The following is a 26,139-nucleotide window of genomic DNA, read 5'->3' as shown; positions in this document are numbered from 1 at the left end:
TCTGAACATGCAGTTTCAGGAACGGATCCGGCGCGAACTCGATGAGCTCCGACGGCAGGATCGATACAGGGAGCTTCCTCCTGTCACGGCACGCAGCGGCAAAGAGATTACCTTGCACGGCAGCACCCTTTTGAACCTCTCCTCAAACGACTACCTCGGTCTTGGCGATGATCCGATGCTGCTGGCCGGTTACATGGATACTCTTGCAGAAAACGGCTATGCCATGACCAGCTCATCCTCCCGTCTCCTGACGGGCAACCATACGCTCTATGACCACCTTGATAGGGCTCTGGCAGCACTTTACCGGCGAGAAGCGGCACTTGTCTTCAACAGCGGCTACCATGCCAACATCGGCATTATTCCTGCACTCACCAACCGCCATGATCTTGTGTTGAGCGACCGGCTCAACCATGCGAGTATCATTGACGGACTGAAGATTTCCGAAGCGCCATACCAGCGCTACCGTCACAGGGATTACGATCATCTTGAGGAGCTGCTTGCAGGAGCAGAAGGCCGGTACCGTCAGATAGTCATAGTCTCCGAATCGGTTTTCAGCATGGACGGGGATCTTGCCGATCTTTCGCGGCTTGTTGAACTCAAAAAGAGGTACGGAGCCCTGCTTGTGATTGATGAGGCTCACGGTGTAGGCGTCTTCGGAGAGCGGGGTCTTGGTCTGTGTGAAACTGCCGGAGTGGTGGAGGATATTGATATCATTACCGGTACCTTCGGCAAGGCTCTGGCCTCGACGGGAGCCTATGCGGTGACGAGTTCACTTGTCCGGGAGTATCTCATCAACACCATGCGCTCGTTTATTTTTACCACGGCGCTTCCTCCGGTTGTTCTCGGCTGGAGCCTGCTCACGCTTGAACGGCAGTCCGCCATGGCTTCGGAGCGCCGTGCGCTGTTCAACCTTGCGGCAAAGCTTCGCCGGGAGCTGATCGGGCGCGGTCTTGATGTGCCCGGTGAGAGTCATATTGTTCCGGTTGTTACCGGAGGCAATAGTCTGGCCATTGCTCTGGCTTCAAAGCTGAGGGATGCCGGGTTCCTCGCGCTGCCGGTCCGGCCGCCTACCGTTCCGGAAAAGAGCGCCCGTATTCGTATATCTCTCCGTTCTACTCTTGAGTGGGGGGATCTTTCCCGGCTTCCTGAACTTATAGGTGCAGCTCTCCATGAAAACTGAATGGCTCAGAAAAGAGGGCTCCGATGAACTGCTGCTTTTTTTTAACGGATGGGGTATGGATGGCCGGATTGCCCGCCACCTGCTGGATGTGTCGCTTAGAGAGGGGGTTGACGAGGATTTTAATGCGGATATGCTTGTCTGTTACGATTATCGGAATCTGGAGCCGGAGGTGGGATTTATGGACGATGTAAGCCGCTATACCGAGATAACCGTTATAGCCTGGTCTTTCGGCGTCTGGGCGGCGCAGCAGATTATGCTCCCTCCGATAAAGCGTGCCCTTGCTCTTAACGGTACGCTTTATCCGGTAGATGAGAGGAAGGGTATCCCTCCAGGTGTTTTTCAGGCAACACTCGCATCCTACTCTGAAGAGAACCGGAACCGTTTCAACCGCAGGATGTGCGGCAGCAGTGAAGCGTTCGTATGCTTTTCAGCCATGGCATCCGCTCGCGATACTGCTGAGCAGAAGGAAGAGCTTGAACGACTGAACGGTCACTTTCAGTCGAGGAGTCAGCCTTCCACTCCGGAGTGGCAATACTCGCATGCCATCATAGGCGGCAGGGATCTTGTTTTTCCGGCAGAGCAGCAGTACGCTGCATGGAGAGGTGTTCCTCAAACCATTATCGGAGATATGGCACATTTTCCTTTTTTCCATTTCAGTACCCTGCAGGAGCTGCTCGCATGCTTCAGAAAATAGATAAACAGCTTGTAGGCGACAGGTTCCAGAGGAGCCTTTCCAGTTATGCCAACCATGCTGTTGTTCAGAACCGTATGGCTCGGGAGCTGGCGGAGATGGTCTGTCGGGAGAGCCACTCATGCGCCTTCAACCGTGTACTTGAAGTTGGGTCCGGTTCCGGGTCATTCACCGCTGAACTGCTCAGCCGGACCACCATCAGGGAGTACTACGCCAATGATCTCGTTGAAGAGAGCCGTGGTTGTGTAGCCGGTGTGCTTGACGCTTTTCCGGTTGAAGCGTTTCATTTTCTGGCGGGCGATATAGAGCGTTTTGACGCTCTGCCGATGGAGCTGGATCTTGTGGTTTCCAATGCCACACTGCAGTGGCTTGTCGATCTCGACCTCTTTTTCAGCAGAATCGCAGCTCATCTCCTTCCGGGGGGGATGCTTGCCTTTACGACCTTCAGTACCCGGAATATGCGGGAAATATCGACGATTGAGGGGGGCGGGCTGGGCTATTACTCTCTCGGGGAGCTCGAACTGATTGCCGGCCGGTATTTTGATGTGATTACCGCAAGGGAGGAGGAGGTGCGCATGGAGTTCTGCTCTCCTGAAGCGGTACTCAGCCATATGCGCCATACAGGGGTCAACGGGCTTCTTCGCCGTTCATGGACAAAAAGCAGATACCAGCATTTTCTTGACCGTTACCGGCACTCCTTTTCCAGCGAAAACGGTGTCTATCTGACCTATCATCCGGTTTACTGCTGTTTAAAAAAGAGATGCTCATGAAGGGAGCTGTTGTTGCCATATCCGGCATTGACACCGGGATCGGGAAAACCTATGTCACCGGACTTCTCGCCAGAGCCCTTCAGCAGCAGGGACGGGAGGTCATTACCCAGAAAATAGTCCAGACCGGATGTGATGGCGTAGCCGAAGATATTCTGGAGCACCGCCGTATCATGGGTATCGGGCTGCAGGATGCAGATAATGAGGGCCTGACCGCGCCCTATGTTTTCCCTTATCCGGCCTCTCCGCATCTCTCGGCCCGGCTTGCATCGCGGGAAATTGATGTTTTGCAGATCCGCAGGGCAACATTTGCCTTGCAGAAGCGTTACGATCCGGTACTCCTTGAAGGGGTCGGAGGGCTGCTTGTTCCTCTTTCGCGCGATCTGCTTTTTGCCGACTATATCAGGGACGCAGGCTATCCGCTCATTCTCGTTACCTCACCCCGTCTGGGAAGCATCAACCACACCATTCTTTCCATCGAGGCATGTGTGAAACGGGGTATTGTCATCAGGGGGGTTATCTACAACTGTTTTCAGGAGAGTGAGCAGCTTATCATTGACGATACCCGTGAACTTATCCGCCACTGGCTGCATAAAGAGGGCTTTTTGGCTCCGCTCATCAACATTTTTGACGGAGCGCTTGATCCCGACGGGGTTACTCAACTTGGTTTATAGCAAACCATGCTATTTCAATCTGTAACAAGACATGCACCGGTATGACTCGACACCTGAGTTCTCTTGATCTTGATTTCGATCGCCGTCATATCTGGCATCCCTATGCTTCGGTAACCGATCCCCTCCCGGTCTATCCGGTAAGAGGTGCCTATGAGGTCTTTTTGGAGCTTGAAGACGGCCGCCGACTCATTGACGGCATGTCCTCCTGGTGGTCGGCAATCCATGGCTATAATCATCCGGTGCTCAATGAGGCGGTTACCGCTCAACTGCAGCAGATGAGCCATGTCATGTTCGGCGGCCTCACCCATGAACCTGCCGTGACCCTGGCCAGGGAGCTGATCGCTCTGCTCCCTTCACCCCTGCAGAAACTCTTTTTCAGTGATTCGGGATCGGTTGCCGTTGAAGTTGCCATCAAGATGGCCATTCAGTACTGGACAGCACTGGGGCAAAGCGGGAAAAACCGTTTGCTGACAGTCCGAAGCGGCTATCACGGTGACACCTTTACAGCCATGTCGGTCTCGGATCCGGACACCGGCATGCACACCCTCTTTCAGGGGGTCATCATGCAGCAGTTCTTTGCTGATGCGCCGCCATGCCGGTTTCATGAGTCATGCAGCGAAGAGGATATTGCCTCATTGGCAAACCTGCTTGAAGGCCATCACAGGGAGATTGCCGCAGTAATTTTAGAACCGGTTGTTCAGGGTGCGGGAGGCATGCGATTTTATTCACCCCACTATCTCGTGCGACTCAGGGAGTTGTGCGACCGTTATGACGTACTTTTGATTTTCGACGAAATAGCTACAGGATTCGGACGTACGGGAAAGCTTTTTGCGCTTGAACATGCAGGAGTTGTGCCTGATATCATCTGTGTGGGCAAGGCGCTGACGGGCGGCTACATGACACTGGCGGCAACCGTGACAACCGCCCGGGTTTCGGAGGCAATATGCTCAGGCTCTCCGGGGCTTTTCATGCACGGTCCGACCTTTATGGCAAATCCTCTTGCCTGTGCGGTCGCTTCAGCAAGTATCCGTCTGCTCGGCAGTTATGACTGGCAGATTGCCGTAACCGCTATTGAGTCCGGGCTGCGAAAAGGGCTCGAACCCTGCCGCACCTTCAGGAGTGTTGCAGAGGTGCGTGTGCTCGGCGCCATTGGAGTTGTTGAGCTGCATCGCCCGGTAGAGATGAGGGTTGTCCAGCAGCAGCTTGTCGACCGGGGGGTCTGGGTTCGTCCATTCGGCCGACTGATCTACCTTATGCCGCCCTTCATCATGCAAGAGGAGGAGCTGGCACTTCTTTGCCGCGCAGTTTGTGATGTTGTGGAAGCTATTGCGTAAATTGTTGCTTTGCATTTTCTCATCGATAGACGGTCTGTTTTTTCCGTTATCTGTAAGTTCAACACTCTATATACCATGAGTTCCAAACCCTGGCTCCGGCATTACGACAAGGGAGTTCCCCGTACGCTTCATCCTTACCCGGAAGAGAGCATGATTGATGTCGTCCGGAGGACGGCTGAGGAGTCTCCGGATCATCCCGCGCTGCATTTCAAGGGCCGAGCGCTCTCCTACATCGAGCTGGAGCGTCAGAGCAATATGCTCGCCGGAGCGCTGGGAGCGCTTGGTATTGCAAAAGGGGAGCGGGTGGCCCTGATCATGCCCAACTCCCCGCAGATGGTGATCTCCGAACTCGGAATATGGAAAGCGGGTGCGGTTGCAGTGCCCATGAATCCGCTCTATACTGTTCATGAGTTTGAGCACACCCTTAACGAGTGCGGTGCAGAGACCGCTATTGTCCTCTCCCCTTTTTATGAGAAAATCAAGGAGGTGCAGCCCTCTTCACGCCTGAAAAGGGTTATTGTCACCAATATCAAGGAGTATCTCTCACCGCTCAACAAGGTTCTCTTTACGCTTCTGAAAGAGAAAAAAGATGGTCACAGGGTTCAGCTCCGCCGTGGAGACCACTCGTTGCAGGAGCTGATTGCTGCTCAGGCCGGTCTTAAAACCGTCCTGCCGCCGGTACGATATGATGACCCCGCGATTTTTCTTTTTTCCGGTGGTACGACCGGTAATCCGAAATGTGTTGTCATAACCCACCAGGGGCTGGTGATGACCGGCATGCAGATTGCCGCATGGTTCAGTGTTATTCTTGAACACGGGAAGGATGTCATTCTGCTGAACATGCCTCTCTTTCACGTCTATGCCCAGGTCGGTATCATGGGGGCCGCTCTGGTTGCCCGCTACCCGCTCGCCCTCGTGCCGAATCCAAGGGATCTTGATGATCTGCTGCATACCATCAAGAGGCTCAAGCCGGCCGTATTGCCCGGAGTGCCAACCCTTTTTACCGCACTGATCAACCATCCCCGGGTCAAGAGTGACAATTCGATTCTGAAATCAGTCAAGCTCAGTGTATCAGGAGCCGCACCGCTTCTGCTCGAAACCAAAAAACGGTTTGAAGAGCTGACCGGCGGACGGATTATTGATGCCTACAGTCTTACTGAATCGGCCCTTGCATCGGTTTTTACCCCGATTCTCGGCACCTACAAGCAGGGCTCGGTAGGTATTCCTGTCACGGATGTTGACGTGCGGATTGTTGAGCAGGATCATGGTAATGAAGTGCTTGGCGAGAATGAAATCGGTGAAATTATCATGCGTGCTCCACAGCTCATGAAAGAGTACTGGCAGAACCCGCTGGAAACCGATCTTGTTCTGCGTGACGGCTGGCTTTTTACCGGTGATATCGGCTATCTCGATGAAGATGGTTACCTCTTCATTGTCGACCGCAAAAAAGATGTCATCAAACCCGGAGGGTTCCAGGTCTGGCCGCGCGATGTTGAAGAGGTCATTGCCGTCCACCCGGCGGTGCTTGAAGTCGGCGTTGCAGGAGTACCTGACCCCTACCAGGGAGAGGCGGTCAAGGCCTGGGTTGTACTGCGCAACGGCACCAAGCTTTCAGTCGAGGAGCTCCGCGACCACTGCCGCAAAGAGCTTGCCGCATACAAAATCCCCAAGCATATCGAATTCATCGCAGCACTCCCGAAATCCACGGTCGGCAAGGTTCTTCGTCGCAAGCTTGTGGAATTACACAAAGAGATATTGTAACCGAGGGATTGCATTCAAGGAGGTAAAGGAGAGCAGGGACTTCAACGACGAAGAGGAAGAATGTAAATCAAGAATAAGCCAGGTTTACTTCCCGCACTGTGGTGCGCACCAGAATAGCACAGGGTTATCTGCCTATAATCTCATTAACTCCCTCGACAACCCGCAGCATCTCCTCGGCAGAAATCGTTCCGATTTTGCTTCCGATCCTTTCTTCTGACAACGTTCTGATCTGGCTGATTTTAATCCATGATTTTTTTGGAAGAGCGGCTGATTCAATTGGTAAAGTAAGCGGAAAACCTGCTTTTTGTGGCTGGCTTGTCAGCGCAACGGCAATAACCGTCCCCGATCGGTCATTAAAAACATCATGGCTCAACACCAGCACAGGCCGAAGACCGGATTGCTCATTACCCCGAGTCGGGTTCAGGTCAGCCCACCGGATCTCACCCCTCAGTATTCCGGCCATGTCTCAATCTCCCCGGTTATACCCTCATCTGCCAGTTGGCGCTCTTCAACAGGATCAAGTTTTGCGCACTCTTCAGCCAGTCTGCGGTGTTCAATACGCTCAATTTTTTCATTAAGCGCCTCCTCTATTGCCTGGCTGCGATTGGCAAAAACCTTCCTTTCGACAAGCCGGTCAATTTTTATGATGGCCTGTGCATCAATGGTTACCGCAACTTTTGTTTTTCCCATCTTCTCTCCTCACTGAATAGTTATCATACTTTCTATCATACCTGTTTCGCTTGATAAAAACAACAATCGGTTTTTATGAAGGAGCTTGATTATGACAGAAAAAAGGACTTAAAGGACAGCAGGGACTTCAGGGACGAAGAGGGAGAATATTAGTCCTTGCTGTCGTTGATGTCCTTTAAGTCGTTTCAAGAAAAATAAGGTTTTCTAAGGTTATTTGATTGGATAGCAGTAATTTTAATGTAGTGCCTATCTTTTTACTCCTTCACCGGTTTTTTTCTCAAAAATGCTTCGGAGGGAATTTATGGCTGACGGCTTTATTCCTGTTCATGGTGGTTACAGAAATCTGCTCTCATACAGGAAGGCTGAAATTATCTATGATGCCACCTGCTATTTTACCCGGAGAATTTACAAACAAAGTGACCGTACTATTGATCAGATGGTTCAGGCTGCACGTTCCGGCAAGCAGAACATTATTGAAGGGAGTATGGCCTCAGGAACCTCAAAGGAGACTGAGATCAAGCTGACCAATGTTGCCCGTGCGAGTCTTGAAGAGTTGCTTGAGGATTATCGCGATTTTCTGAGAATCAACGGTTTCGCCGAGTGGAGCCCCGAACATCCCTATGCTTTTCGTCTTCGAGAGCTGAACCGTCTGCCTGATGCGGAGTACTCTACGTTTAAGAAAGGTATTGAGCATAAGGAGGCTGAAATTTCTGCCAACGTGATTATCGGTCTCATCAGGGTATGCAGTTATCTTCTGGCGCGGCAGATTCGTTATCTTGAGCAGGAGTTTGTTTCTGAGGGTGGACTTCGTGAACGTATGACCAAAGCTCGCCTGAAGCAGAGAAGCAGCTCGAAGAAATAAAAAAAAGGACTTAAAGCTTTAAGGACTTAAAGGACAGCAGGGACTTCAACGACGAAGAGATGAAGAGTAAATCACGGTTTGCTGGAACTGGATTTCTTTTTTTATTGGTACTTGTTGTCGCTGAAGTCTTTTTGGTCCTTTCAAGAAAATCCTTCCCATGACCTTAGAAGAGCTCTATCGCCTGTGTGAGCCTGATGTTCAGGCGCTGATTGCGCTGCACAGCGGCGATGATCCGGCTCAGTTTGCCATGCAGTTTCATGGCCGCAAGGATTTGCCGGTCAGGGCAATGGCGGAACAGATTGGTTGCCGCCGGAAAGCGGCCAAAAAGTTACCCTCCCTTTCAACCTATAATCTGCTTTACACTCCGCTCTCGCTGGAGCAGGCTTCGGGAGAGCGGGCGGCTGCGTTCAAGGCCTCAATGCTTTCAGGAAAGCGGTTGATCGACCTCTCTGGCGGCCTTGGTATTGACTCGATCTTTCTCTCCCGAACATTTGATGATGTTCTTTATTGTGAGCGTGACCCGTTGCTCTCCACCCTGATGGAGCATAATCTGAAGCAGTGCGGAATCGGCAATGTTCAGGTGCAGCATGCTGACAGTCTCACCCTGCTTGCCGGATATCCGGATGACAGCTTTGAGTGGATCTATGTTGATCCTGCTCGCCGAGAGGAGGGGCAGCGCTCTGTCACTCTTGAGTCGGCTAGTCCCGATGTTGTTCTCAACCATGACCTGCTTCTCCGGAAGGCGGCAAAGGTCTGCATCAAGGCCTCTCCGGCGCTTGAGCTGAGCACCCTGAAAGCGATTTTGCCGGCACTCTCGGAAATCGTGGTGGTTTCGGTTGACCGTGAATGCAAGGAGTCGCTGTTGCTGCTTGACCGGGGGGCAAGAGATCGCCCTGTGACGATCAGGGCGGTTGCTCTTTCAACCGGGTCGGATGCTGTCGTTGAGGTTTGCGGAGATCCGGATGCCGACCGGGCAGTTGCCTCTTCGCTGAAGCAGTTTCTCTACGAGCCGGACCCGGCAATCATCAAGGCGCGACTTTCAGCGGTGCTTGCCCGGAATTGCGGTCTTGAGTTTCTGAATGGATCGGTCGATTATCTGACAGGGGAACAACTGATTGCGGATTTTCCCGGCAGGCTCTTCCGGGTTCTGGACGCTGTCCCCTGGAAACCGAAAACCTTCAGGGCATTTCTGGCTCGGCACCATATAACGGGAGCAAGTATTCAGCGGCGTGATTTTCCCCTCTCTGTGGAAAAGCTGCGAACGCGGTTCGGTATCAGGGAGAGCGAGCGGGTATTCCTCTTTTTTACCCGGAACGCAGAGCGTGAGCCGGTTGTCATCTACGCCCTCAGAGTGTTTGCTGAAGCCGGATCAGCTCCTCCTGCGCAAGGCCGAAACGCAGCCCCTGGATGCTGACCCGAATTTCACCGATGCCGAGCAGGCGCATGAACTGATGCAGAATAAGGGTGCCCATGGTAATGACGTCAGAGCGTCCTTCGGGGATGCCAAGCGCAATGATCTCTTCATTGGTTTTTTTCCTGAGTTGTTGGAGCAGTTCATGAACCTCGAAGTAGCTGAGCGGGTAGTTGTGTACCTTCAGCGCATCAAAGTGGTTCATTCCCTGAGAGACCTGGGCAATGGTGGTCACGGTTCCGGCTACTCCGAACACATTTTCGCGTGACGCAAAAAAGGGGAGGATACGCTTTGTGAGCATGTTGCTGATCTCTGCTTCTGCCTGCTCAAACTCGCTTTCCGGAGGGGGGAGCATGGTGAAAAACCGCTCGGTGAGCCTGACCGATCCGATGTCGAGGCTCACGCTTTCCGTTATACCCTCAAGTGAGCCCATGGAAATCTCCGTGCTGCCGCCTCCGATGTCGATCACCGAGAAGGGTTCCGGAATCCGGCTCATAACGGCTACTGCACCGAAAAAGGTGAGTTTTGCCTCCTCCTCACCGGAGATGCATCTGATTGCAATTCCGGTCTCTTCTTTAACCGCTCGGATCACCTCCGTCCGGTTGGCGGCATCTCTCAGGGCGCTTGTTCCTGCTGCAATGACGCATTCACTTCCGTGTTCACGGCTTAGTTCAGCGTACTCCTTCATGCAGGTGATCAAACGCTCTTGAGCCTCCCGGTCAATGACTTTTTCTGCGTCAACATTTTTGCCAAGCCGAACAATTGTTTGTCGGTGGCAGACCGGAATGATGCTGCCGCTTTCCGGTACGAGGTCGGCAACGAGCAAGAGTGCTGTATTGGTGCCGATATCAATGCATGAAACCCGTTTCATGGTCTGCCGGGGAGTTTAAAGCGTTGAACGGGAGAGTGGGCGGACAAGGCTTGAGAGCCATTCATCTTCATAGATGGTTTGCACAATCTCATAGCCGAGCCGTTTCAGCAGCTTTTTCAGCCACGGTTCATCATAGACCAGAATACCGGAGAGCAGGACCGTGGCTTCCGGTGAGTACTTTCTTATGGCGGGCAGAATCCGGTCAATTACGTTTTTGTTGATATTTGCCAGAATCAGGTCATAGCCCTCACGAAGGTTCACAATAAGATCCTCTTCTGCATCAAGAAGCTCTATTTTTATATCCGGTGCAGCATTCTGTTCAATATTCTCTATCGCGTTTTCCGCCGCCCATGCACTGTTGTCGAACGCAAGGATCGGCAGGTTGTTGCCGAGCTTGCGGGCTGCAATGGCAAGTACTCCGGTGCCGGTACCGATATCCATCATTTTTTTGTCTTTCAGCTCCAGTTGCTCCATCTGGCGAAGCATCAGGCGGGTTGTGGCATGGTAACCGGTTCCGAATGACATTTTCGGATTGATCTCAATGACAATCTGACCGGGTTTAGGGTTGATATCCTTGTTTTTCTGGACAATCAGAAAGCGGTCGGATATTTCGATAGGTTGCAGGTTGGCTTCCCACTCGGCATTCCAGTTCCGGTCAGCCATAAAGGTGGCAGTATAGGCAGGAGCAGTTCCCAGACGCTCTTGCAGAAAAGCAATCATTGTCTGCTCTTTCTCATCGGTCCACTCCTCTTCCGGCAGATAGGCCAGAAGCCGTTCGTCCTCCTCCTGAAAATACGCTATACCTTCAGCGGCCAGCAGGCCGATATAGAGTTCATGCAGGGAGGGGTTTACTATAAAAGCCAGTTCGATATAGTTCTGTATTCCTGTGTTTGGCATAAAGAGAGCCGGAGTGGTTTGAAAGAGTGAAATGATGAGGAGCAATATAAGAGATTTTCACCATGCAAAGAGGGTTTCGCGTGAAGGTGTGGAGGCGACTCAGTCCGGCATTATAATCCGGGCTGCACAGACGTAGTGACGAAGGTAGTAGCTTTCGGTGAGGCTGCTGATCATGACACCACGCCTTGCCGCATGCGCAAAGCTGTTTTTGCCTATACTGATCCCTACATGGTCGATGCGCCCTCCGCCGATGCTGAAAAACAGAAGATCACCCGGACGAAGCTCTTTTTTCTCCACCAGGGGGCCGAGCAAGGCCTGCTCTCCGGCAGTTCTGGGGAGCAGCATCCTGAAGTTCTGTTTGTAGAGATAGCTCACCAGGCCGGAACAGTCGAATCCGTCCGGAGTCGATCCCCCTGAACGATAAGCTGTGCCCATGGCGTCGTCAAGGGATGAAAAGAGCCGGTCGATGGATCGTTCCGGCACCTTTAACGGCAGGCGGCAGATCTCGGCTGAGCCTCTTCCTTCCGCCATACACGAGATATACGATTTTCTCTTTTTTAAACTATATTTGCTCTCCCGACTCTCTCCTGACCCTCTCAGCAGGATCTGGCAACCGACAGCACTGAAGAGCAGGCTGGACAAGGTTCCCAGGAGCAGCAGCCTTTGGCACGACTTGAGCCATGTGGAGCGTGAATCCATTGTAACCGGTCGAGTTTATCAAGGTTGTTCTTTTTCGGGAACAGCGGATGCTTCCCCGTGAAGCATAGAGGAAATGTAAGTGAAATTTTCACGATTAACCTATTTGTTTGAATTGTTATGGCGGTGATGAAATTCGGAGGGACCTCGGTTGGAACTGCCGGTGCGATGCAGCAGGCAATTTCACTGGTTTCCAGGGAAGCAGGGAAGGCGGCGCCTCTTGTTGTGCTCAGTGCATGCAGCGGTATAACCAATAAACTGGTGCAGATTGCCGATGCTGCCGGACGAAGCGATCTCGAAGAGGCAATGCGACTTGCCGGAGAGGTTCGCAGCTTTCACCTCAATCTGATTGACGAGCTGATCAAGAGTGATGAGTTGAAAAAAGAGCTTGCCGACACTGTTGAACAGTTTTCCGCCCGCCTTGAAATGCTGGTCAAGGGTGTAGATATAGTCGGTGAACTGACCGAGCGCTCCAGGGACATGTTCTGCTCTTTCGGTGAACTCTTTTCGACCACGGTGTTTGCCGCCGCAATGAAGGATCAGGGATTAAACGCTGAATGGGTCGATGTCCGCAAGGTGATGATTACCGATGATAATTTTGGTTTTGCCCGCCCGCTCAATGATCTCTGCGAAGCAAATGCCATGCTCATGATCGCACCGCTCCTTGAAAAGGGCACCACGGTCATTACCCAGGGCTATATTGGATCGACAAAAGACGGCAGGACAACGACACTCGGCAGGGGCGGTTCCGACTTTTCAGCTGCCCTGCTCGGATCCTGGCTCAATGACAACGCCATTCAGATATGGACCGATGTTGACGGTGTCATGACCTGCGATCCGCGCCTTGTGCCCGAAGCACGGAGCATCCGGGTCATGACCTTTTCCGAAGCCGCGGAGCTTGCCTATCTCGGAGCCAAGGTGCTGCATCCCGATACCATCGCGCCCGCTGTGCAGAAAAATATTCCGGTCTATGTGCTCAACTCCTGGCATCCGGATGCCAAGGGAACGCTTATTACCAATGATCCTGAACGGCTTTCAGGCAAAAGCTACGATGGTCTTGTCAAATCCATTGCGGTTAAAAAGGGACAGTGCATCATCAACATGCGCTCAAACCGGATGTTCGGTCGTCACGGCTTTATGAATGAGTTGTTCGGTGCTTTCGCCCGTTTCGGCGTATCGGTGGAGATGATCTCCACCAGTGAGGTTTCGGTATCGCTGACCGTTGATGAAAAAAGTTTCAGTGAGGAGCTTATCCAGCATCTGAACAGCTTCGGGGAAGTTGATATCGAGCACAATGTGGCCACGGTCAGTGTGGTTGGTGATAATCTTCGCCTCTCCCGCGGCGTCGCCGGCAGGATATTCAATGCGCTGAAAGATGTCAATCTCAGGATGATCTCCCAGGGCGCATCAGAGATAAATGTCGGGTTTGTTGTTCAGGAGTCCGAGGTGGTTACGGCGGTCAGAAACCTCCACAGGGAGTTTTTCTCCGGCCCTGAGGATGCCGGTATTTTTGAAACCCCGGCAGGAACTCCGTAAAGCGTTCTCGATATTAAATGTATTAAATTTAAAGAGGTAGCAGATGGATTATAAAAAAGCCGGAGTCGATATCAGTGCGGGTGAAGAGTTCGTCCGTTTGATCAAACCCCAGGTACGCCAGACATTTACTCCCGGAGTTATTACCGATATCGGCGCGTTCGGAGGTTTTTTTCAGCCCGATTTCTCCCTGTATAAAAAACCGGTGCTGGTCAGCAGCATTGACGGGGTCGGTACAAAACTGAAAATTGCCATTGAGCTCGGTATCTATGACACGGTCGGCTCATGCCTTGTCAATCACTGTGTCAATGATATTCTGGTCTGTGGAGCAAAACCGCTCTTTTTTCTCGATTACTATGCCTGCGGAAAGCTGACGCCTGAGCTTGCCGCTGCCGTTGTTACCGGTATGGTCAAGGCCTGCCGGGAGAATGGATGCGCACTTATCGGCGGCGAAACCGCCGAGATGCCGGGCGTCTATAGTGAGGAGGATTTTGACCTCGCAGGCTCTATTGTCGGAGTTGTTGATCATGAAAAAATCATCAACGGCGCATCAATCACTGCCGGTGATGTGCTGCTTGCCCTTCCATCCACCGGGCTGCACACCAACGGCTATTCACTTGCCCGCAAAGTGCTTGACGGAAGGATGCACCAGACATTTTCAGGTCTTGAAGGTTCTGCGGGAGAGGAGCTGCTGAAAGGTCACCGCTCCTATCTCCGGGCGATTGAGCCGTTTTTCGGTTCACCCGCACTCAAGGGTCTGTCACATATTACCGGTGGAGGTCTTCTGGGTAATACCATGCGTATTGTGCCTGACGGTCTGAAACTTGATGTGGAATGGAGTGCATGGCCGGAACCGGCGATTTTTGATATTATCCGTAAAGAGGGGAGTGTTCCCGAGGAGGATATGCGCAGAACCTTCAATCTCGGAGCCGGACTGGTCATGATTGTTGAAAAAAATGCGGTTGATGATGTACGGGCCGTCTTGCAATCTCAGGGGGAAAATTCGTACATTATAGGGCAGGTCTCCAGAACCTGAGGGCATTTTTTGCGTTATTTTTTTGTCACACAGCAATAATCAGTAACGTTTATGGTGACTTTACTTGCCATTTTAGCGGTGAGCTATCTCATCGGATCCATCCCTACCAGCATTATGGCGGGAAAGATGCTCAAGGGTATTGATGTCAGGGACTTCGGCAGCGGAAATGCCGGAGGTACCAATGCCTTTCGTGTACTCGGCTGGAAGGCCGGTCTGACGGTTACGCTTATTGATATTGTCAAGGGCGTTATTGCCGCGGTTTCTGTTGTCGCTTTTTTCCGGGAGCACCCGATCGGTAATTTTCCCGATATGAATGAGGTTGCTCTCAGGCTTCTGGCCGGGATGTGTGCGGTAATCGGCCATGTCTTTACAGTCTTTGCCGGTTTCAAGGGTGGCAAGGGTGTCAGCACTGCCGCCGGGATGCTGATCGGCATTGCACCGGTAAGCATGCTGATCGTTGTCGCTATTTTTCTGCTGACCGTCTACGTTTCAAGGTATGTCTCGGTAGCCTCCATTCTTGCGGCACTTGCCTTTCCGCTTATCATTGCCATCCGCAAGTATATTTTTGAGCTTGGCGGCGGCCTTGACTACTATATCAGGCTTTTCGGATCCCCACTCTCCTTCCATGACAGCCTCGACTATCACCTTATGATTTTCGGGCTTATTGTCGCGCTTGCCATTCTTTACACGCACAGGGCCAATATCAGAAGGCTGCTTTCCGGTACGGAGAACCGTCTGACATTCGGCAGGCGTGCATAACGGCCTGATTATCCGATGAATATTGCTGTACTTGGTGCCGGAAGCTGGGGCACCACACTTGCCGTACTTCTTGCTTCGAAAGGTTATCCTGTCCGCCTCTGGGCGCACCGCCCGGAATTCTCGGCAAAGCTCAGGGCGGAGCGTGAAAATCAACGCTATCTGAAGGGCGTGGCTTTTCCGGACTCACTTGATGTTGCCGATCTCCTTCCTGAACTGATCTCCTGGGCCGAAGTGATCGTTACGGCCGTGCCATCCCAGGCGTTGCGGGAGACGGTTACCGGTTTTTGTACGACGTCACTCGACGGTAAAATTCTGGTCAATGTTGCCAAGGGTATCGAGGTTGGAACGGGTAAGCGGATGTCGGAAGTTCTGCTTGAAGTGCTCCCCTCTCTGAAGCCCGCACAGGTTGCAGCGCTCTATGGACCGAGCCATGCCGAAGAGGTAGCAAAAGAGCAGCCCACGACCGTGGTTGCCTCCTCACCGTCGCTACGGACGGCTGAGATTGTGCAGGAGCTCTTTCGTACCAACATGTTCCGTGTCTATGTCAATAACGATATCATCGGGGTTGAAACCGCCGGTTCGGTCAAGAACATCATTGCGATTGCTGCCGGTATCTCCGATGGCATAGGGTATGGAGATAACGCCAAGGCGGCAATTATCACGAGAGGACTTGCCGAAATCTCAAGGCTCTGCATACGGCTTGGAGGGGATCCTGTCACCCTCTCCGGACTTTCGGGGATCGGCGATCTGGTTGTTACCTGCCTCTCACGCCACAGCAGAAACCGTTATGTCGGCGAAGAGATAGGCCGGGGCCGCACACTTGATGATATCATCAGCCAGATGAATATGGTTGCAGAGGGTGTGCTCAGCTCAAAAGCGGTTTATGATCTCAGCAGCAGACTCGGAGTTGAAATGCCTATTACCCAGGCGGTCTATGAGATGCTCTTTGAACGCAAGCCTGCCCGGCAGGCTATTTTTGAGCTCATGACCCGTGATCCCAAATCGGAACGGGATTAATCGGTTTTACGCTTCGGGTACTCATACCAGACCTTTTTCCCCTTGCCGTAAGCCGCATCCTTCCACATCGCGATCTCCAGATCGATCCTTACCATGCCGCAGGTCTCCATACTCTCCATGTGAGCAGCTGAAAGCAGGTTTGCAAACTCCGTAATGGTCGGATTGTGCCCGAAGATCACGGCTGTTTCGACACTTTCGGCCATCTCCTGTATGATGGCAAGAATCTGGTCAGCCCTTCCCTCGTAGATCTCCATTCGCCTGACGATCTTCTCCTTCGGGTAATCAAGGATTTCACAGAAGAGCTCTGCTGTAGAGATAGCCCTGTTTGCCGGACTGGAGATGACAAGATCGGCGGCTACTCCCATTGCCTTCAGCATTGCGGCCATGAGTGAAGCGGTGTGCTCTCCCCGACTGTTCAGAGACCGGTCAAAATCGCCTGTCTGAGCATCCGCCCAGTTTGATTTTGCATGACGGACAAGGCAGATGGTTTTCATGTGCGGGGTTTGAGGTACTGTTTTTTAAGCTCCATGACTCTCCGGTAAGACAGGTCGATACGTCGGGGTGTTACCACTCTTTTCTCAACAAGGGATCGGATAATTTCCGTTGCCTTCGTGGCAATTTCCGGGTCCCATGAGGTGTTGTTGCCGAAGAGCAGAAGGTCCACACCGGCATCAATGGCCAGCCGGATGGCCTCTTCAAGCCCGTAACGGTCTGCGATGGCCTTCATCTGCATATCGTCGCTGATAACCACACCCCTGAATCCGAGCTTTTTGCGGAGAAGAGCGGTGATGGTTGATTTTGAAAGCGTTGCCGGATAGATCGGATCAAGTTTTGCGTTGAAGACATGCGCGGTCATGATCGCGTCGCGGTAACCGGACGCAATCATGGCGCGGTAGGGCTCAAGCTCTTTCTCGGACCAGCTGTTCGTTATATCGGTAAAATCCTTGTGCGTATCGGTCGTTGAACTGCCGTGCCCCGGAAAATGCTTCAGAGTGGCAATGATACCCTCGCGGTTGAAGGTTTTGACCGTCAGCCGGATATTCGGGACGGCAATCTCAGGATCACCCGAAAAGCTTCGCCCGAGCTTTCCGATAACCGGATTGTCCGGATTGACATTCAGATCAGCTACCGGGGCAAAATTCAGCCCGATATGCATTGCCTGCAATGTCCGGGCCGTCAGGGCGGCAGCGGTGGTTGTGCTGTCGGGATTGTTGAGGGTTCCGAGATGCTCAGCCGAAACGCTCGGGGGAAATCCGAACTTCGGCTTGAGGCGGTTGACCTTTCCTCCCTCCTGGTCAATACCGATCAGGAGGGGGATGGCCGAGAGCTTTTGCAGTTCAAGCGTCAGGAGCGAGAGCTGTTCAGGGCTGCTGATGTTTCTGGATGGTGCGTGCAGTGGAACGTCATAGTCAAAGAGCACAACGCCGCCGATCCGACGTTCAAGGATATCTTCAGCAATGCCGGGAGATTCTGCCACCGAGAGTCCCCTGAAGCCGATCATCACCATCTGGCCGATTTTTATGGCAAGGCTGTCCGTTCTCTCGGAAGCGAACGCCGGAAGGGAGCAGGTAAGCAGCAGGAAGAGCGCTGCAACCGTCAGAAAGCTTTTTTTCATGAATGTCGGTGTTGCAGCAAGGGAGTTAACGGGTTTTTTGTTCATCTTACGGGGCCTGCTTCACCATGCAAGTCAGGCCCCGGCTACTGAATGTATCTTTTTATCCGGCCTTATTACCAGTGATGGTCAGCTCTCCTCCGGAGAGATCAACGGCAACCTCATCCCCCTCCTCTACCGCTCCGGAGAGGATAAGTTCCGAAACCCTGTTGGTGATCTTGCGCTGCATAACCCGTTTGAGAGGCCGGGCGCCGAATGCCGGGTCAAACCCCGCATTGGCAACCCATTCAAGGGCACCATCGGTAATGGTCAGTTTGATGCGCTGGCGCATTGCGGTCTCTTTGATACGGTCGAACTGTATGATCACAATTTTTTTCAGCTCTTCGCGTGTGAGCGGCGTGAAGAGGATGATCTCGTCAATACGGTTGAGAAACTCCGGTTTCACCTGCTGTTTCAGCAGCTGGAAGAGCTTCTCCTGGAGGCCCGAAAGCAGAGCGTCACGGTTTACACCATCGAGTTTTCCCATCTCGGCCTGGATCATCTGTGCGCCGATATTACTGGTCATGATGATGATGGTGTTCTTGAAGTTCACCGTATGTCCCTTGCTGTCGGTCAGGCGTCCATCGTCAAGTATCTGCAGGAGGATGTTGAAGACGTCCGGGTGCGCTTTCTCTATCTCGTCAAGCAGCACAACGGAAAATGGTTTGCGCCGTACTGCTTCGGTAAGCTGCCCGCCCTCCTCATAACCCACATAGCCGGGAGGTGCTCCGACCAGCCGGCTTACGGTGTGGGACTCCATATATTCGCTCATGTCGATGCGTATCATGGAGTCCTCATCATCAAAGAGATAGTCGGCAAGAGCACGGGCAAGCTCGGTTTTGCCGACACCGGTCGGCCCGAGAAAGATAAAGGAGCCGATAGGGCGCTTCTCGTCCCCCATCCCCGCCCTGGAGCGTTTTACCGCCTCACTGACCGCAGTGACAGCATCCTCCTGCCCGATCACCCGTTTATGCAGCTCCTGTTCAATCAGGAGCAGCTTCTGGCGCTCACCCTGCAGCATCTTGCTGACCGGTATTCCTGTCCATTTGGAGACAATATCGGCTATATCCTCCGCATCAATCTCCTCTTTCATGATCAGGTCGCCTCCGGCCTTCTTCTCTTCAATTTTCAGGCGGTTCTCTTCAAGATCATGTTCAATCTGTGCGATTTTTCCATAGCGTATCTCTGCAACCTTGCCATAATCGCCCTGACGCTCAAACTCCTCGGCCTGAACCCGGAGCTCTTCTATCTGCGATTTAAGGGTGCGGGAGGACTGTATCAGCTCTTTTTCGCTATCCCACCGGGCCTTGATGACAGTCTGCTCCTCGATAAGATTTGCAAGCTGTTTTTCAATCTCCTCCAGCCGTTGTTTCGTATCAGCGATGCCCATAGTTTTCCGGTATTTGATTACGGACTGTGAATAAGAAATATTGTTGTAAATTTAAGGCTTAAATTATCAAAGTCACAAGAGGCATAGAGCTTTAAGCCATAAAAGTATAACGGGTAACAACGTGCAAAAGTTCTCGATCGGTTCACTCTCCATTCCGGATTCCTCAGCTCCGCTCATTATTGCCGGACCCTGTCTGATCGAAAACAGGGCAATGGCGGTAAAAACAGCCGAAGAGCTTCAGCGTATCAGCAGAGCCGAAGGGGTAGGTTTTATTTTCAAGGGCTCCTACCGCAAGGCAAACCGCACTTCCGGCTCCTCTTTCTCCGGTATCGGTGATGTTGAGGCGCTTGAAATACTTGACGAAATCCGCACTACCTACCGGATGCCGGTAGTGACCGATGTGCATGAAACCAGGGATGTTGCGCTTGCCTCCCGCTATGTTGATGTACTGCAAATACCGGCCTTTCTCTGCCGCCAGACCGAACTGCTTGTTGCTGCCGGAGAGAGCGGGCTTGCCGTCAACATCAAGAAGGGGCAGTTTATGGCCCCGGAAGATATGGCGCTTGCCGCTGCCAAGGTGGCCGGGACGGGTAACCAGAGGGTCATGCTGACCGAACGGGGATCAAGTTTCGGCTATCACAATCTTGTAGTTGATTTCCGTGGTCTGGCCAAAATGGCTGAATCAGGATACCCGGTCATCTATGACGCAACGCACAGCCTTCAGCTTCCAGGCGCGGGCAATGGTGTTTCGGGCGGAGAGCGCCAGTATATGATGCCTCTTGCACGGGCGGCGGTCGCAGCGGGGGTGAACGGTCTCTTCTTCGAGGTTCATCCCGATCCATCGAATGCACTGTCGGATGCAGCCACACAGGTTGCTCTTGATGAATTCGGAACTATTGTCAAACAACTGCTCCATCTTTACCGGTGTGTGCAGTCGCTTCATTCACTCTAAACCACTATACCTGTGGCCGGTTTTCAATATTTCGGGATGCAGCCTTCACAGGCCGATCCATCAACACGCATAGAGCAGGCACTCAAAATTGTCCGGGCAGTTGTTTTTCCGGTTGACGGAGTCCTCAACGGCGGAAGGATCACCTTTGACAGCCGGGGAGGCGAGCTCTGCTCAATTTCGGTAAGAGATGCCGTGGCTATCAGGGAGGGATTGAAACAGGGGTTGATGATTGCCGTCATCTCCGGGCGGGATGCCGAAGCCTATCGGCCACTGCTCGAAAATCTTGGTGTAAGCGATCTCTCGCTCAATTCAGGGGATCTTCTGAAGGCCTACGAGAGTTTCCGTGATGCTCACGGGCTCACGGACGAGGAGTGTGCATACATCGGTGACGATATCGGCGATATTGCCGTACTTGCAAAAGCCGGCCTGCCCGTTACCCCGATTGATGGGGCTGATTATCTCAGAAACCGTGTCGGCTACATTGCCGGTTATGAAGGCGGTAATGGGTGTTTGCGGGAGATTATCGAACTGATTCTCGCCCAGCAGGGAAAGTGGATCTACACCGAGCAGCCTCAGGAGGAGAGTGAAACGGAGAGCTGAGTGGCTGGTTGGCGGTTGTCATTCCGAACGAAGAGAGGAATCTGATTGGAACAGATACGGAAGAAGAGATCTCTCCTTTCAGTCGGGATGACATGGGGAGGGTGAGATAAAAATGTGGAATGGTCGAAATGACAACGGGTTGGCGGGAGCGATCTTACCGGATTTCGGCTACGGCTTCAGGATTGAGGATAACTGCGGTTTCCGCCAGAGTGAGCAGGCCGACAATATTGGTGCCGTGATTTGGTTCAATGTGCACATCTCCCCGGTACTCTGCTCCGTTTTCAAGTGCCTGCTCAAGGGCCTCTATCTTCCCCAGCAGGCTGTAGGCTGCTGATTGCGGCGTAGAGCAGGAGACAGGAGGATTCTCCGCTCCATGCAGATAGTACCCTTCCGGAAGCATCTCCATATCCGGGTAGTCATGCCAGTGGGTCATGGATGCCCCGTAGCGGCCAAGATGAACCGGGAAGAGCGCATCCGGCCTGAGTCTCAGGAGGATGCTCGCCGTTATGGCATTTCCCAGTGCGTGGGCCAGAATAGTCAGGGTGTCGAACGACGGCTTGGCGCCGCCCGAAGGTGAAACACCAGCAGGGGTCTTCAGCCATGCTCTGCCTCCGCTTATACCGATTTCCACCAGATCATGCTGAGGGTCAAGATGATGCTTCCTGCATCCGGATCGGGTTGTGATAACGCTCACCTCCGGAACCGGCACAAGGAAGGTTTTACCTGCTGCCAGAATCCGCACCGTGCTTCCGTTCTCAATTTCACGCTCCTCACTCCCTGTTTCATCACTGCAGAGGGTTGCCGGCTGCACCGCGACCGGGAGCTGCCGGGCGAAGAATCCGTAGCTCATACCGCTGCGCTGGTCGAGATAGCGGGCAACGATCCGCTTGTAAAAATCGCTTCGGTATGCAAGCCCGGCGGTGGAGGTGTGGGTGAGCAGGCAGTGGTTATCGCGCCACAGTCGGCTGCATTGTGCAAAATCATTGCCCACAGTCCGAAACAGAGGTGTGTCGGTCTCAAGCGCACCAGGTTTCATATCAAGATCTTCAGGTCTGGGAGGAACAACCTGTGCCGTAAGTTTCGGCACCAGCGTGCAGCGGACATCCTCCACCGCAGGAAGTGGCGTGTTGAAGGTTACGACACCCCCGTTCATGGTGCAGATGGTCCATGAACGGTCGGTGACAAAGATCAGGATATGCACCATGTCGCGGGCAAGCCTGCCGACTATTGCGTCAAGTCGCTCCTGCGGGAGGGCCTCGGTGGTAAGCGGCGGCGGTTCGTCGTAGATGCCGACAATGATATTGTTGTAGAGCGTTGAAACCCGGTTGATGGCGAGCATATCGTCGGTAAAAGAGCCCGGAGCAAAGACAACCGTACCGGGGAGGAACCGCCCGTCACTGCCCGAGGCCTCCTCTTCAGAGAGTACGGTAATCTCCAGTGACTTCATCGCCGAAACCAGTGCAAGGCAGAACTGTTCAAGGCGAACCGGGAGCAAAGGTGCGGGGTAGATGACCGGCCTGATTTTGCGGCACATCCCCTCAATGCTGAGCGGAGTTTCAGCAGGAATGCCGAGGAGATGGTGGAGAGTGCCGGAACTGATAGTATTACGCATAAAGATCGGTTGCGCCGAATGGATTGAAGGTGAGAAGTGCCCGCTCAGAGGCCGAAATTATGCTCGCGTCCCCAGAGCAGTTTGGTCCGCAGGATCTCGCAGTAATCCCGTTTTTCATTGGCGACGAGATGGACCGGTTCCGGTGATTTTCTTATCGTGACCACTTTGCGGGGGTCAAGCATTCTGACCAGATGGCCGTCGCAGTTGAGCGGAAACTCCCCGTCAGGAGCATCAACAGAGACTTCGATTATCTTTTCGTCACTGATAACAATCGGCCGGACGGTCAGCATGTGCGGGCAGATCGGTGTGATGACAAAGACACTCGATTTCGGGGCGATGATCGGTCCGCCGGCAGACATGGAGTAAGCTGTTGAGCCGGTTGAGGTAGCAATGATGATGCCATCGGCGCGGTAGGAGCTGAGCAGCTCCCCGTCCAGCTTTATGACAAAGGTCGGAATGCGGGGATAGGCCCCCTTTTCAATCACCACATCATTCAAAGCCCGTAACTGCTGTACATTCCCGTCGATTGAAAGAGAGGCTTCAAGCTGTGAGCGGTTATGGATCGTATAGGTGTTGTTCAGAACCTTTTCTATTGCCGAAAACATTTCAGCCTGGGTGAACTCCGTTAAAAAACCGAGATAGCCGACATTGACGCCGATAACCGGTTTGGTCATGGCGTAGTGGGATGCGAAGAGCAGCGTGCCATCCCCTCCCAGCGAGATGAATGCATCGCACTGCCGGTTCAGCTCCTCAATCGGCGCTGATCGTGCTATATGCAGCTTTTCGGCTGAAAGGGTTTCGAAAACATACTCGACACCCCGTTTATCGAGCCAGAGGGCAAGCTCCCTGGCGAGATCAAGTGCGTTCTCCCTTGAAACATTGACAACAATCGCAAATTTCATGAGCGGTTCATCTCTTTAAGGGTTTGATAAAGCCGGTTGGCTTCATCGAAGCGCGATTCAAGCTGTTCAAGGTTGAGAGAGCGTACTTCCTCTGACAGGGCCGTAAGTTCGACGGCAAACCGGTCAAGCTCCGCTGCAATGTTGTCACTGTTGGTTGCAATAATGTCCCGCCAGATCTGCCATGGGCTTCCTGCAAGCCGGGCCAGAGTCGCAAAGCCCGGTCCGGTTTTGCTGATCGAATCGCCGCAGTGATTCATCAGGAGGGTCGAGAGCAGTTGGGGCAGATGGCTTGTTTTTGCAACCACGAGATCATGTTCTTCGGCGTTCATCGAGAGTGTTGTGCATCCTGCCGACTCAAGCAGTGCAATGAGGAATCGCCCTTTCGGCTCTTCGAGCACGCCCTTGTCGTCACAAAGGATCACGCGCCGGCCATGCAGCAACTCCTCGTGGCTTTCACGATATCCCTGCTGCTCCTTGCCGGCCATCGGGTGCATGCCTATAAAGTTCAGCTCAAGCTCCCGTGCTTTACGGGCGATCAGCGACTTTGTGCTTGATACATCGCTGACCAGTGTTGAGGGAGGCGCAAACTGTTTGATCTCCTCAAGCAGGGCGATGTTGATTTCGACCGGAGCCGAAAGGATTATCAGGTCGGCGCTGTAGAGCAGAGACTTCTCTGCGGTAAACCGGTCAAGACCGAGTGCTTCAACCGTGGTGCGGTCACTATCGGTGAAGCATGGGTCAAATCCCTGAAAAAAGATTTTACTCTCACGGGAAAGCGGCGAAAGCTTTATTGCCCGCAAGAGCGACATGCCGATCAACCCGAGACCGATAAACGAGATATTTCTGATAGGTGGCTGCTCGGTCATGCCGTTAGTTTTGCTTGTTTGCCCGGCTTCCGGGGGCATCAATCGGCACATTCTGTCTGCAGAGAGGGCACTCCTCAGGGGTGTAGCTGATCACTTCCATCGAAAGCACTGAAAACTGGTCGTCAGCAAGCCTTACGCGGCCATTGCTGCGGTCAACCACCGATCCGACTCCGACCAGTGTTGCTCCGGCCGCCTTGACAAGCGCAATAACCTCGGCGACCGACCCCCCTGTGGTGATAACATCCTCAATCACCACCACCCGTTCATCCGGTTCAAGCGTGAACCCGCGTCGAATGGTCATCACGCCCTCCTTGCGTTCAGCGAAAATGGTTTTTACACCGAGCTGGCGTCCCACCTCTGTTCCGACCACGATTCCTCCAATAGCCGGGGATATGACGGTTTCGACTCCCTTACCGCTGAAATGCCCGGCGATAAGGCTGCAGACCGCTTCGAGGTGTTCCGGATGCTGCAGTACCTTTGCGCACTGAAAATAGGTATTGCTGTGCCGTCCTGAAGTGAGCCTGAAATGACCGTCAAGCAGAGCTCCGGTAGATTTGAAGGTGTCAAGCAGTGCAGAAGTACTCATGAATGGTAATGGGCTAAGAGTGTCAACAAGAGTTCTATGCCCTAAAGATAAAGAAGCAGTGCCGAAAAGCTAAATGAAAAACTCCTGCTTTTCCGATCCTTTCGTCAGGATTGGAGCAGAATCTCTACCGGTTGCGGGACTCCAGATACTCGGTAAGCAGTACACATGCGGCGGCACTGTCGATTCTCCCCTTTTCCTGTCGCACTTTTCTTGATTTACCGGAAGCTGCAAGGATCTTGCGGGCATCTTTTGATGAGTGGTGTTCATCGACCCGTTCAATCATCAGTTGGGGGAACTCCACGAGCAGATCTTCTATAAAGCGGTCAATAACGCCGGTCATGGCGTTTGTTTCGCCGTTTCCGCCCAGTGGGTAACCGATGATTACCCTGCCGATCTCGTCACTGCGGAGCATCTCTTCAAGCATTCCGGAAAGTCCGGCCCGATCGACGGTGCCGACAGGCTGGGCGAAGAGCTGGAGCGGGTCGCTTTTTGCCACACCGATTCGCTTGGTACCGTAATCGATGGCGATCACTCTTTTTTTAAGAGTAAAGCTCATGAGCAGAGTTAGAAGGATTGCATAATGGTGATGTATCAATCAAAGATATAACTATGACGGCTATTTTTTCATAGCGGGCGTACCCGGTTATTAGCAGGCATACTCCTGACAGCTAAACCTTTTTGCTCTTGCGGGTGTTCCATTCATAAGATCGTTTTGTTCAACAATTCAACAGAAGGGAGGCACTTATGGGTGCATGGTCACTATTGCTGATGACCAGTCTGCTGCTTGCAGGCTGTTCGGTACTGGGCAAGCGGGAATCAGCCGAGCCACCGTTTACGGTGCTGGAGAAAGAGGGGGAGATCGAAATCAGGCAGTATGGCGGGATGGTTCTGGCTGAAACGGTTGTTGATGGAGGGTACGGCCAGTCAAGCGGTCAGGCCTTCAGCCGGCTTGCGGGCTATATTTTCGGCAAGAACCGCTCAAAACAGAAGTTTTCCATGACTGCTCCCGTGCTTCAGGAGCCTGCTTCGGAGAAACTCTCCATGACCGCTCCGGTGCTGCAGCAGAAGCAGGGGAACTCCTGGGTGATGTCGTTCGTGATGCCTGAAGGATCAACCCTTGCTTCACTTCCCGAGCCTCTTGACCCGTCCGTAACCTTTCGTGAGGTCGGAGCAAAAAAGGTTGCGGTCATCAGTTATTCAGGACTCCATTCCGAAAGCAATCTCCGGAGTTATGCCGAAAAGCTGACGGTATGGCTCGGGAAGAGAGGGTTCCGGTCACTTTCTGCTCCCAGGGCGGCAAGCTACGATCCTCCATGGACCATTCCGTTCCTTCGCCGCAACGAGGTGCAGATTGATGTTGAGTAAGGCCGATGCCGCCTTGAGGTTTTTTCCTCGTCTGAT

At 53.0% G+C, this 26,139-nt stretch carries 28 protein-coding genes; 15 read left to right on the top strand and 13 right to left on the bottom strand.

From position 1 onward, the window contains the following. The first annotated feature begins 7 nt into the window (after positions 1–7). The 6 genes from CFERDRAFT_RS03100 to CFERDRAFT_RS03075 all read left to right on the top strand — a co-directional run bounded on the left by CFERDRAFT_RS03100 (position 8) and on the right by CFERDRAFT_RS03075 (position 6,407). Complete coding sequence (locus CFERDRAFT_RS03100; protein ID WP_006365746.1) at positions 8–1,180, top strand: aminotransferase class I/II-fold pyridoxal phosphate-dependent enzyme; 1,173 nt, start codon at positions 8–10, stop codon at positions 1,178–1,180. Then, on the top strand, positions 1,170–1,874 hold the full coding sequence (locus CFERDRAFT_RS03095) for a DUF452 family protein (protein ID WP_006365745.1): 705 nt from the start codon (positions 1,170–1,172) through the stop codon (positions 1,872–1,874). Before CFERDRAFT_RS03100 ends, CFERDRAFT_RS03095 begins: the two co-directional genes overlap by 11 nt. Continuing rightward, positions 1,859–2,641 (top strand): malonyl-ACP O-methyltransferase BioC, encoded by a 783-nt coding sequence (bioC, locus tag CFERDRAFT_RS03090; RefSeq protein ID WP_006365744.1) that lies wholly within the window; start codon positions 1,859–1,861, stop codon positions 2,639–2,641. The genes CFERDRAFT_RS03095 and bioC overlap by 16 nt, the downstream gene beginning before the upstream one ends. After that, entirely contained in the window at positions 2,638–3,312 is a 675-nt protein-coding gene (bioD, locus tag CFERDRAFT_RS03085) for a dethiobiotin synthase (protein WP_040433019.1), read from the top strand. Before bioC ends, bioD begins: the two co-directional genes overlap by 4 nt. 41 nt (positions 3,313–3,353) lie before the next feature. Then, entirely contained in the window at positions 3,354–4,646 is a 1,293-nt protein-coding gene (gene bioA, locus CFERDRAFT_RS03080; protein WP_006365742.1) for an adenosylmethionine--8-amino-7-oxononanoate transaminase, read from the top strand. A gap of 75 nt (positions 4,647–4,721) precedes the next feature. Beyond that, entirely contained in the window at positions 4,722–6,407 is a 1,686-nt protein-coding gene (locus CFERDRAFT_RS03075) for an AMP-binding protein (protein ID WP_006365741.1), read from the top strand. Positions 6,408–6,531: 124 nt separating this feature from the next. Here the strand turns inward: CFERDRAFT_RS03075 and CFERDRAFT_RS03070 are convergent, their stop codons facing one another. Beyond that, positions 6,532–6,870 carry a type II toxin-antitoxin system PemK/MazF family toxin gene (locus CFERDRAFT_RS03070; protein WP_006365740.1) on the bottom strand — a complete coding sequence of 113 codons (339 nt, stop codon included), beginning with the start codon at positions 6,868–6,870 and terminating at the stop codon, positions 6,532–6,534. After that, complete coding sequence (locus CFERDRAFT_RS03065; protein ID WP_006365739.1) at positions 6,855–7,097, bottom strand: ribbon-helix-helix domain-containing protein; 243 nt, start codon at positions 7,095–7,097, stop codon at positions 6,855–6,857. The genes CFERDRAFT_RS03070 and CFERDRAFT_RS03065 overlap by 16 nt, the downstream gene beginning before the upstream one ends. 283 nt (positions 7,098–7,380) lie before the next feature. Here CFERDRAFT_RS03065 and CFERDRAFT_RS03060 point away from each other — a divergent pair, with 283 nt between their 5' ends. Both CFERDRAFT_RS03060 and CFERDRAFT_RS03055 read left to right on the top strand, forming a co-directional pair. Continuing rightward, entirely contained in the window at positions 7,381–7,959 is a 579-nt protein-coding gene (locus CFERDRAFT_RS03060; protein ID WP_006365738.1) for a four helix bundle suffix domain-containing protein, read from the top strand. A 157-nt stretch (positions 7,960–8,116) separates the two neighbouring features. Further along, positions 8,117–9,373 (top strand): class I SAM-dependent methyltransferase, encoded by a 1,257-nt coding sequence (locus tag CFERDRAFT_RS03055; protein ID WP_006365736.1) that lies wholly within the window; start codon positions 8,117–8,119, stop codon positions 9,371–9,373. Here the strand turns inward: CFERDRAFT_RS03055 and CFERDRAFT_RS03050 are convergent. The 3 genes from CFERDRAFT_RS03050 to CFERDRAFT_RS03040 all read right to left on the bottom strand — a co-directional run bounded on the left by CFERDRAFT_RS03050 (position 9,306) and on the right by CFERDRAFT_RS03040 (position 11,669). Further along, a complete protein-coding gene (locus CFERDRAFT_RS03050) occupies positions 9,306–10,241 on the bottom strand; it encodes a Ppx/GppA phosphatase family protein (RefSeq protein WP_006365737.1) in 936 nt (311 codons plus the stop codon). The genes CFERDRAFT_RS03055 and CFERDRAFT_RS03050 overlap by 68 nt on opposite strands. A gap of 15 nt (positions 10,242–10,256) precedes the next feature. Further along, entirely contained in the window at positions 10,257–11,138 is an 882-nt protein-coding gene (gene prmA, locus CFERDRAFT_RS03045) for a 50S ribosomal protein L11 methyltransferase (RefSeq protein ID WP_006365735.1), read from the bottom strand. Positions 11,139–11,237: 99 nt separating this feature from the next. Next, positions 11,238–11,669, bottom strand: a complete 432-nt coding sequence (locus tag CFERDRAFT_RS03040; RefSeq protein WP_232209745.1) for a C40 family peptidase — start codon at positions 11,667–11,669, stop codon at positions 11,238–11,240. Positions 11,670–11,954: 285 nt separating this feature from the next. Between CFERDRAFT_RS03040 and lysC the strand changes: the two genes are divergently transcribed. The 4 genes from lysC to CFERDRAFT_RS03020 are packed head-to-tail and all read left to right on the top strand — an operon-like array spanning position 11,955 to position 16,179. After that, entirely contained in the window at positions 11,955–13,370 is a 1,416-nt protein-coding gene (gene lysC / locus CFERDRAFT_RS03035) for a lysine-sensitive aspartokinase 3 (RefSeq protein WP_006365733.1), read from the top strand. 43 nt (positions 13,371–13,413) lie between these two features. After that, positions 13,414–14,403 (top strand): phosphoribosylformylglycinamidine cyclo-ligase, encoded by a 990-nt coding sequence (purM, locus tag CFERDRAFT_RS03030; RefSeq protein WP_006365732.1) that lies wholly within the window; start codon positions 13,414–13,416, stop codon positions 14,401–14,403. A 51-nt stretch (positions 14,404–14,454) separates the two neighbouring features. Beyond that, the gene (gene plsY, locus CFERDRAFT_RS03025; RefSeq protein WP_006365731.1) at positions 14,455–15,162 is read left to right on the top strand and encodes a glycerol-3-phosphate 1-O-acyltransferase PlsY; all 708 of its coding nucleotides are present in this window, start codon (positions 14,455–14,457) and stop codon (positions 15,160–15,162) included. Between the two features lie 15 nt (positions 15,163–15,177). Further along, complete coding sequence (locus CFERDRAFT_RS03020; RefSeq protein ID WP_006365729.1) at positions 15,178–16,179, top strand: NAD(P)H-dependent glycerol-3-phosphate dehydrogenase; 1,002 nt, start codon at positions 15,178–15,180, stop codon at positions 16,177–16,179. Here CFERDRAFT_RS03020 and CFERDRAFT_RS03015 read toward each other — a convergent pair. Genes CFERDRAFT_RS03015 through CFERDRAFT_RS03005 form a run of 3 tightly spaced genes read right to left on the bottom strand, consistent with a single transcriptional unit; the run spans position 16,176 to position 19,220 of the window. Then, positions 16,176–16,673 (bottom strand): SixA phosphatase family protein, encoded by a 498-nt coding sequence (locus CFERDRAFT_RS03015; protein WP_006365730.1) that lies wholly within the window; start codon positions 16,671–16,673, stop codon positions 16,176–16,178. The genes CFERDRAFT_RS03020 and CFERDRAFT_RS03015 overlap by 4 nt on opposite strands. Beyond that, entirely contained in the window at positions 16,670–17,839 is a 1,170-nt protein-coding gene (locus CFERDRAFT_RS03010) for a glycoside hydrolase family 3 N-terminal domain-containing protein (protein ID WP_006365728.1), read from the bottom strand. Before CFERDRAFT_RS03010 ends, CFERDRAFT_RS03015 begins: the two co-directional genes overlap by 4 nt. Before the next feature lie 55 nt (positions 17,840–17,894). Then, entirely contained in the window at positions 17,895–19,220 is a 1,326-nt protein-coding gene (locus CFERDRAFT_RS03005; protein WP_006365726.1) for an AAA family ATPase, read from the bottom strand. A 121-nt stretch (positions 19,221–19,341) separates the two neighbouring features. Between CFERDRAFT_RS03005 and kdsA the strand changes: the two genes are divergently transcribed. Both kdsA and CFERDRAFT_RS02995 read left to right on the top strand, forming a co-directional pair. Then, the gene (gene kdsA / locus CFERDRAFT_RS03000) at positions 19,342–20,172 is read left to right on the top strand and encodes a 3-deoxy-8-phosphooctulonate synthase (protein ID WP_006365725.1); all 831 of its coding nucleotides are present in this window, start codon (positions 19,342–19,344) and stop codon (positions 20,170–20,172) included. A gap of 36 nt (positions 20,173–20,208) precedes the next feature. Next, positions 20,209–20,772 carry a KdsC family phosphatase gene (locus CFERDRAFT_RS02995; RefSeq protein ID WP_006365724.1) on the top strand — a complete coding sequence of 188 codons (564 nt, stop codon included), beginning with the start codon at positions 20,209–20,211 and terminating at the stop codon, positions 20,770–20,772. A 154-nt stretch (positions 20,773–20,926) separates the two neighbouring features. Here the strand turns inward: CFERDRAFT_RS02995 and CFERDRAFT_RS02990 are convergent, their stop codons facing one another. From CFERDRAFT_RS02990 to ruvX, 5 genes are all read right to left on the bottom strand, one after another. Beyond that, complete coding sequence (locus tag CFERDRAFT_RS02990; protein WP_006365722.1) at positions 20,927–22,384, bottom strand: hypothetical protein; 1,458 nt, start codon at positions 22,382–22,384, stop codon at positions 20,927–20,929. Positions 22,385–22,428: 44 nt separating this feature from the next. Next, on the bottom strand, positions 22,429–23,286 hold the full coding sequence (locus CFERDRAFT_RS02985; RefSeq protein ID WP_006365720.1) for an NAD(+)/NADH kinase: 858 nt from the start codon (positions 23,284–23,286) through the stop codon (positions 22,429–22,431). After that, positions 23,283–24,152 (bottom strand): prephenate dehydrogenase, encoded by an 870-nt coding sequence (locus tag CFERDRAFT_RS02980; protein ID WP_040432994.1) that lies wholly within the window; start codon positions 24,150–24,152, stop codon positions 23,283–23,285. The genes CFERDRAFT_RS02985 and CFERDRAFT_RS02980 overlap by 4 nt, the downstream gene beginning before the upstream one ends. A 4-nt stretch (positions 24,153–24,156) precedes the next feature. Continuing rightward, complete coding sequence (pyrE, locus tag CFERDRAFT_RS02975) at positions 24,157–24,738, bottom strand: orotate phosphoribosyltransferase (protein ID WP_006365717.1); 582 nt, start codon at positions 24,736–24,738, stop codon at positions 24,157–24,159. 124 nt (positions 24,739–24,862) lie between these two features. Next, positions 24,863–25,294: a Holliday junction resolvase RuvX gene (ruvX, locus tag CFERDRAFT_RS02970; protein WP_006365716.1), complete on the bottom strand. Its 432-nt coding sequence runs from the start codon at positions 25,292–25,294 to the stop codon at positions 24,863–24,865. A gap of 188 nt (positions 25,295–25,482) precedes the next feature. Between ruvX and CFERDRAFT_RS02965 the strand changes: the two genes are divergently transcribed. Next, positions 25,483–26,103 carry an SOUL family heme-binding protein gene (locus tag CFERDRAFT_RS02965; RefSeq protein ID WP_006365715.1) on the top strand — a complete coding sequence of 207 codons (621 nt, stop codon included), beginning with the start codon at positions 25,483–25,485 and terminating at the stop codon, positions 26,101–26,103. Positions 26,104–26,139 lie beyond the last annotated feature (36 nt).

Origin of the sequence: Chlorobium ferrooxidans DSM 13031 (genome assembly GCF_000168715.1) — a bacterium.
GTDB classification, from domain to species: domain Bacteria; phylum Bacteroidota; class Chlorobiia; order Chlorobiales; family Chlorobiaceae; genus Chlorobium; species Chlorobium ferrooxidans.
This window is presented reverse-complemented; position numbering and strand designations above follow the sequence as displayed.

Excerpts from the sequence above, each read along its gene's own strand:
- CFERDRAFT_RS03100 (WP_006365746.1), top strand. The coding sequence starts at position 8 with ATGCAGTTTCAGGAACGGATCCGGCGCGAACTCGATGAGCTCCGACGG.
- CFERDRAFT_RS03095 (WP_006365745.1), top strand. The coding sequence starts at position 1,170 with ATGAAAACTGAATGGCTCAGAAAAGAGGGCTCCGATGAACTGCTGCTT.
- bioC (WP_006365744.1), top strand. The coding sequence starts at position 1,859 with ATGCTTCAGAAAATAGATAAACAGCTTGTAGGCGACAGGTTCCAGAGG.
- bioD (WP_040433019.1), top strand. The coding sequence starts at position 2,638 with ATGAAGGGAGCTGTTGTTGCCATATCCGGCATTGACACCGGGATCGGG.
- bioA (WP_006365742.1), top strand. The coding sequence starts at position 3,354 with ATGACTCGACACCTGAGTTCTCTTGATCTTGATTTCGATCGCCGTCAT.
- CFERDRAFT_RS03075 (WP_006365741.1), top strand. The coding sequence starts at position 4,722 with ATGAGTTCCAAACCCTGGCTCCGGCATTACGACAAGGGAGTTCCCCGT.
- CFERDRAFT_RS03070 (WP_006365740.1), bottom strand. The coding sequence starts at position 6,870 with ATGGCCGGAATACTGAGGGGTGAGATCCGGTGGGCTGACCTGAACCCG.
- CFERDRAFT_RS03065 (WP_006365739.1), bottom strand. The coding sequence starts at position 7,097 with ATGGGAAAAACAAAAGTTGCGGTAACCATTGATGCACAGGCCATCATA.
- CFERDRAFT_RS03060 (WP_006365738.1), top strand. The coding sequence starts at position 7,381 with ATGCTTCGGAGGGAATTTATGGCTGACGGCTTTATTCCTGTTCATGGT.
- CFERDRAFT_RS03055 (WP_006365736.1), top strand. The coding sequence starts at position 8,117 with ATGACCTTAGAAGAGCTCTATCGCCTGTGTGAGCCTGATGTTCAGGCG.
- CFERDRAFT_RS03050 (WP_006365737.1), bottom strand. The coding sequence starts at position 10,241 with ATGAAACGGGTTTCATGCATTGATATCGGCACCAATACAGCACTCTTG.
- prmA (WP_006365735.1), bottom strand. The coding sequence starts at position 11,138 with ATGCCAAACACAGGAATACAGAACTATATCGAACTGGCTTTTATAGTA.
- CFERDRAFT_RS03040 (WP_232209745.1), bottom strand. The coding sequence starts at position 11,669 with ATGGCGGAAGGAAGAGGCTCAGCCGAGATCTGCCGCCTGCCGTTAAAG.
- lysC (WP_006365733.1), top strand. The coding sequence starts at position 11,955 with ATGGCGGTGATGAAATTCGGAGGGACCTCGGTTGGAACTGCCGGTGCG.
- purM (WP_006365732.1), top strand. The coding sequence starts at position 13,414 with ATGGATTATAAAAAAGCCGGAGTCGATATCAGTGCGGGTGAAGAGTTC.
- plsY (WP_006365731.1), top strand. The coding sequence starts at position 14,455 with ATGGTGACTTTACTTGCCATTTTAGCGGTGAGCTATCTCATCGGATCC.
- CFERDRAFT_RS03020 (WP_006365729.1), top strand. The coding sequence starts at position 15,178 with ATGAATATTGCTGTACTTGGTGCCGGAAGCTGGGGCACCACACTTGCC.
- CFERDRAFT_RS03015 (WP_006365730.1), bottom strand. The coding sequence starts at position 16,673 with ATGAAAACCATCTGCCTTGTCCGTCATGCAAAATCAAACTGGGCGGAT.
- CFERDRAFT_RS03010 (WP_006365728.1), bottom strand. The coding sequence starts at position 17,839 with ATGAACAAAAAACCCGTTAACTCCCTTGCTGCAACACCGACATTCATG.
- CFERDRAFT_RS03005 (WP_006365726.1), bottom strand. The coding sequence starts at position 19,220 with ATGGGCATCGCTGATACGAAACAACGGCTGGAGGAGATTGAAAAACAG.
- CFERDRAFT_RS02995 (WP_006365724.1), top strand. The coding sequence starts at position 20,209 with ATGCAGCCTTCACAGGCCGATCCATCAACACGCATAGAGCAGGCACTC.
- CFERDRAFT_RS02990 (WP_006365722.1), bottom strand. The coding sequence starts at position 22,384 with ATGCGTAATACTATCAGTTCCGGCACTCTCCACCATCTCCTCGGCATT.
- CFERDRAFT_RS02985 (WP_006365720.1), bottom strand. The coding sequence starts at position 23,286 with ATGAAATTTGCGATTGTTGTCAATGTTTCAAGGGAGAACGCACTTGAT.
- CFERDRAFT_RS02980 (WP_040432994.1), bottom strand. The coding sequence starts at position 24,152 with ATGACCGAGCAGCCACCTATCAGAAATATCTCGTTTATCGGTCTCGGG.
- pyrE (WP_006365717.1), bottom strand. The coding sequence starts at position 24,738 with ATGAGTACTTCTGCACTGCTTGACACCTTCAAATCTACCGGAGCTCTG.
- ruvX (WP_006365716.1), bottom strand. The coding sequence starts at position 25,294 with ATGAGCTTTACTCTTAAAAAAAGAGTGATCGCCATCGATTACGGTACC.
- CFERDRAFT_RS02965 (WP_006365715.1), top strand. The coding sequence starts at position 25,483 with ATGGGTGCATGGTCACTATTGCTGATGACCAGTCTGCTGCTTGCAGGC.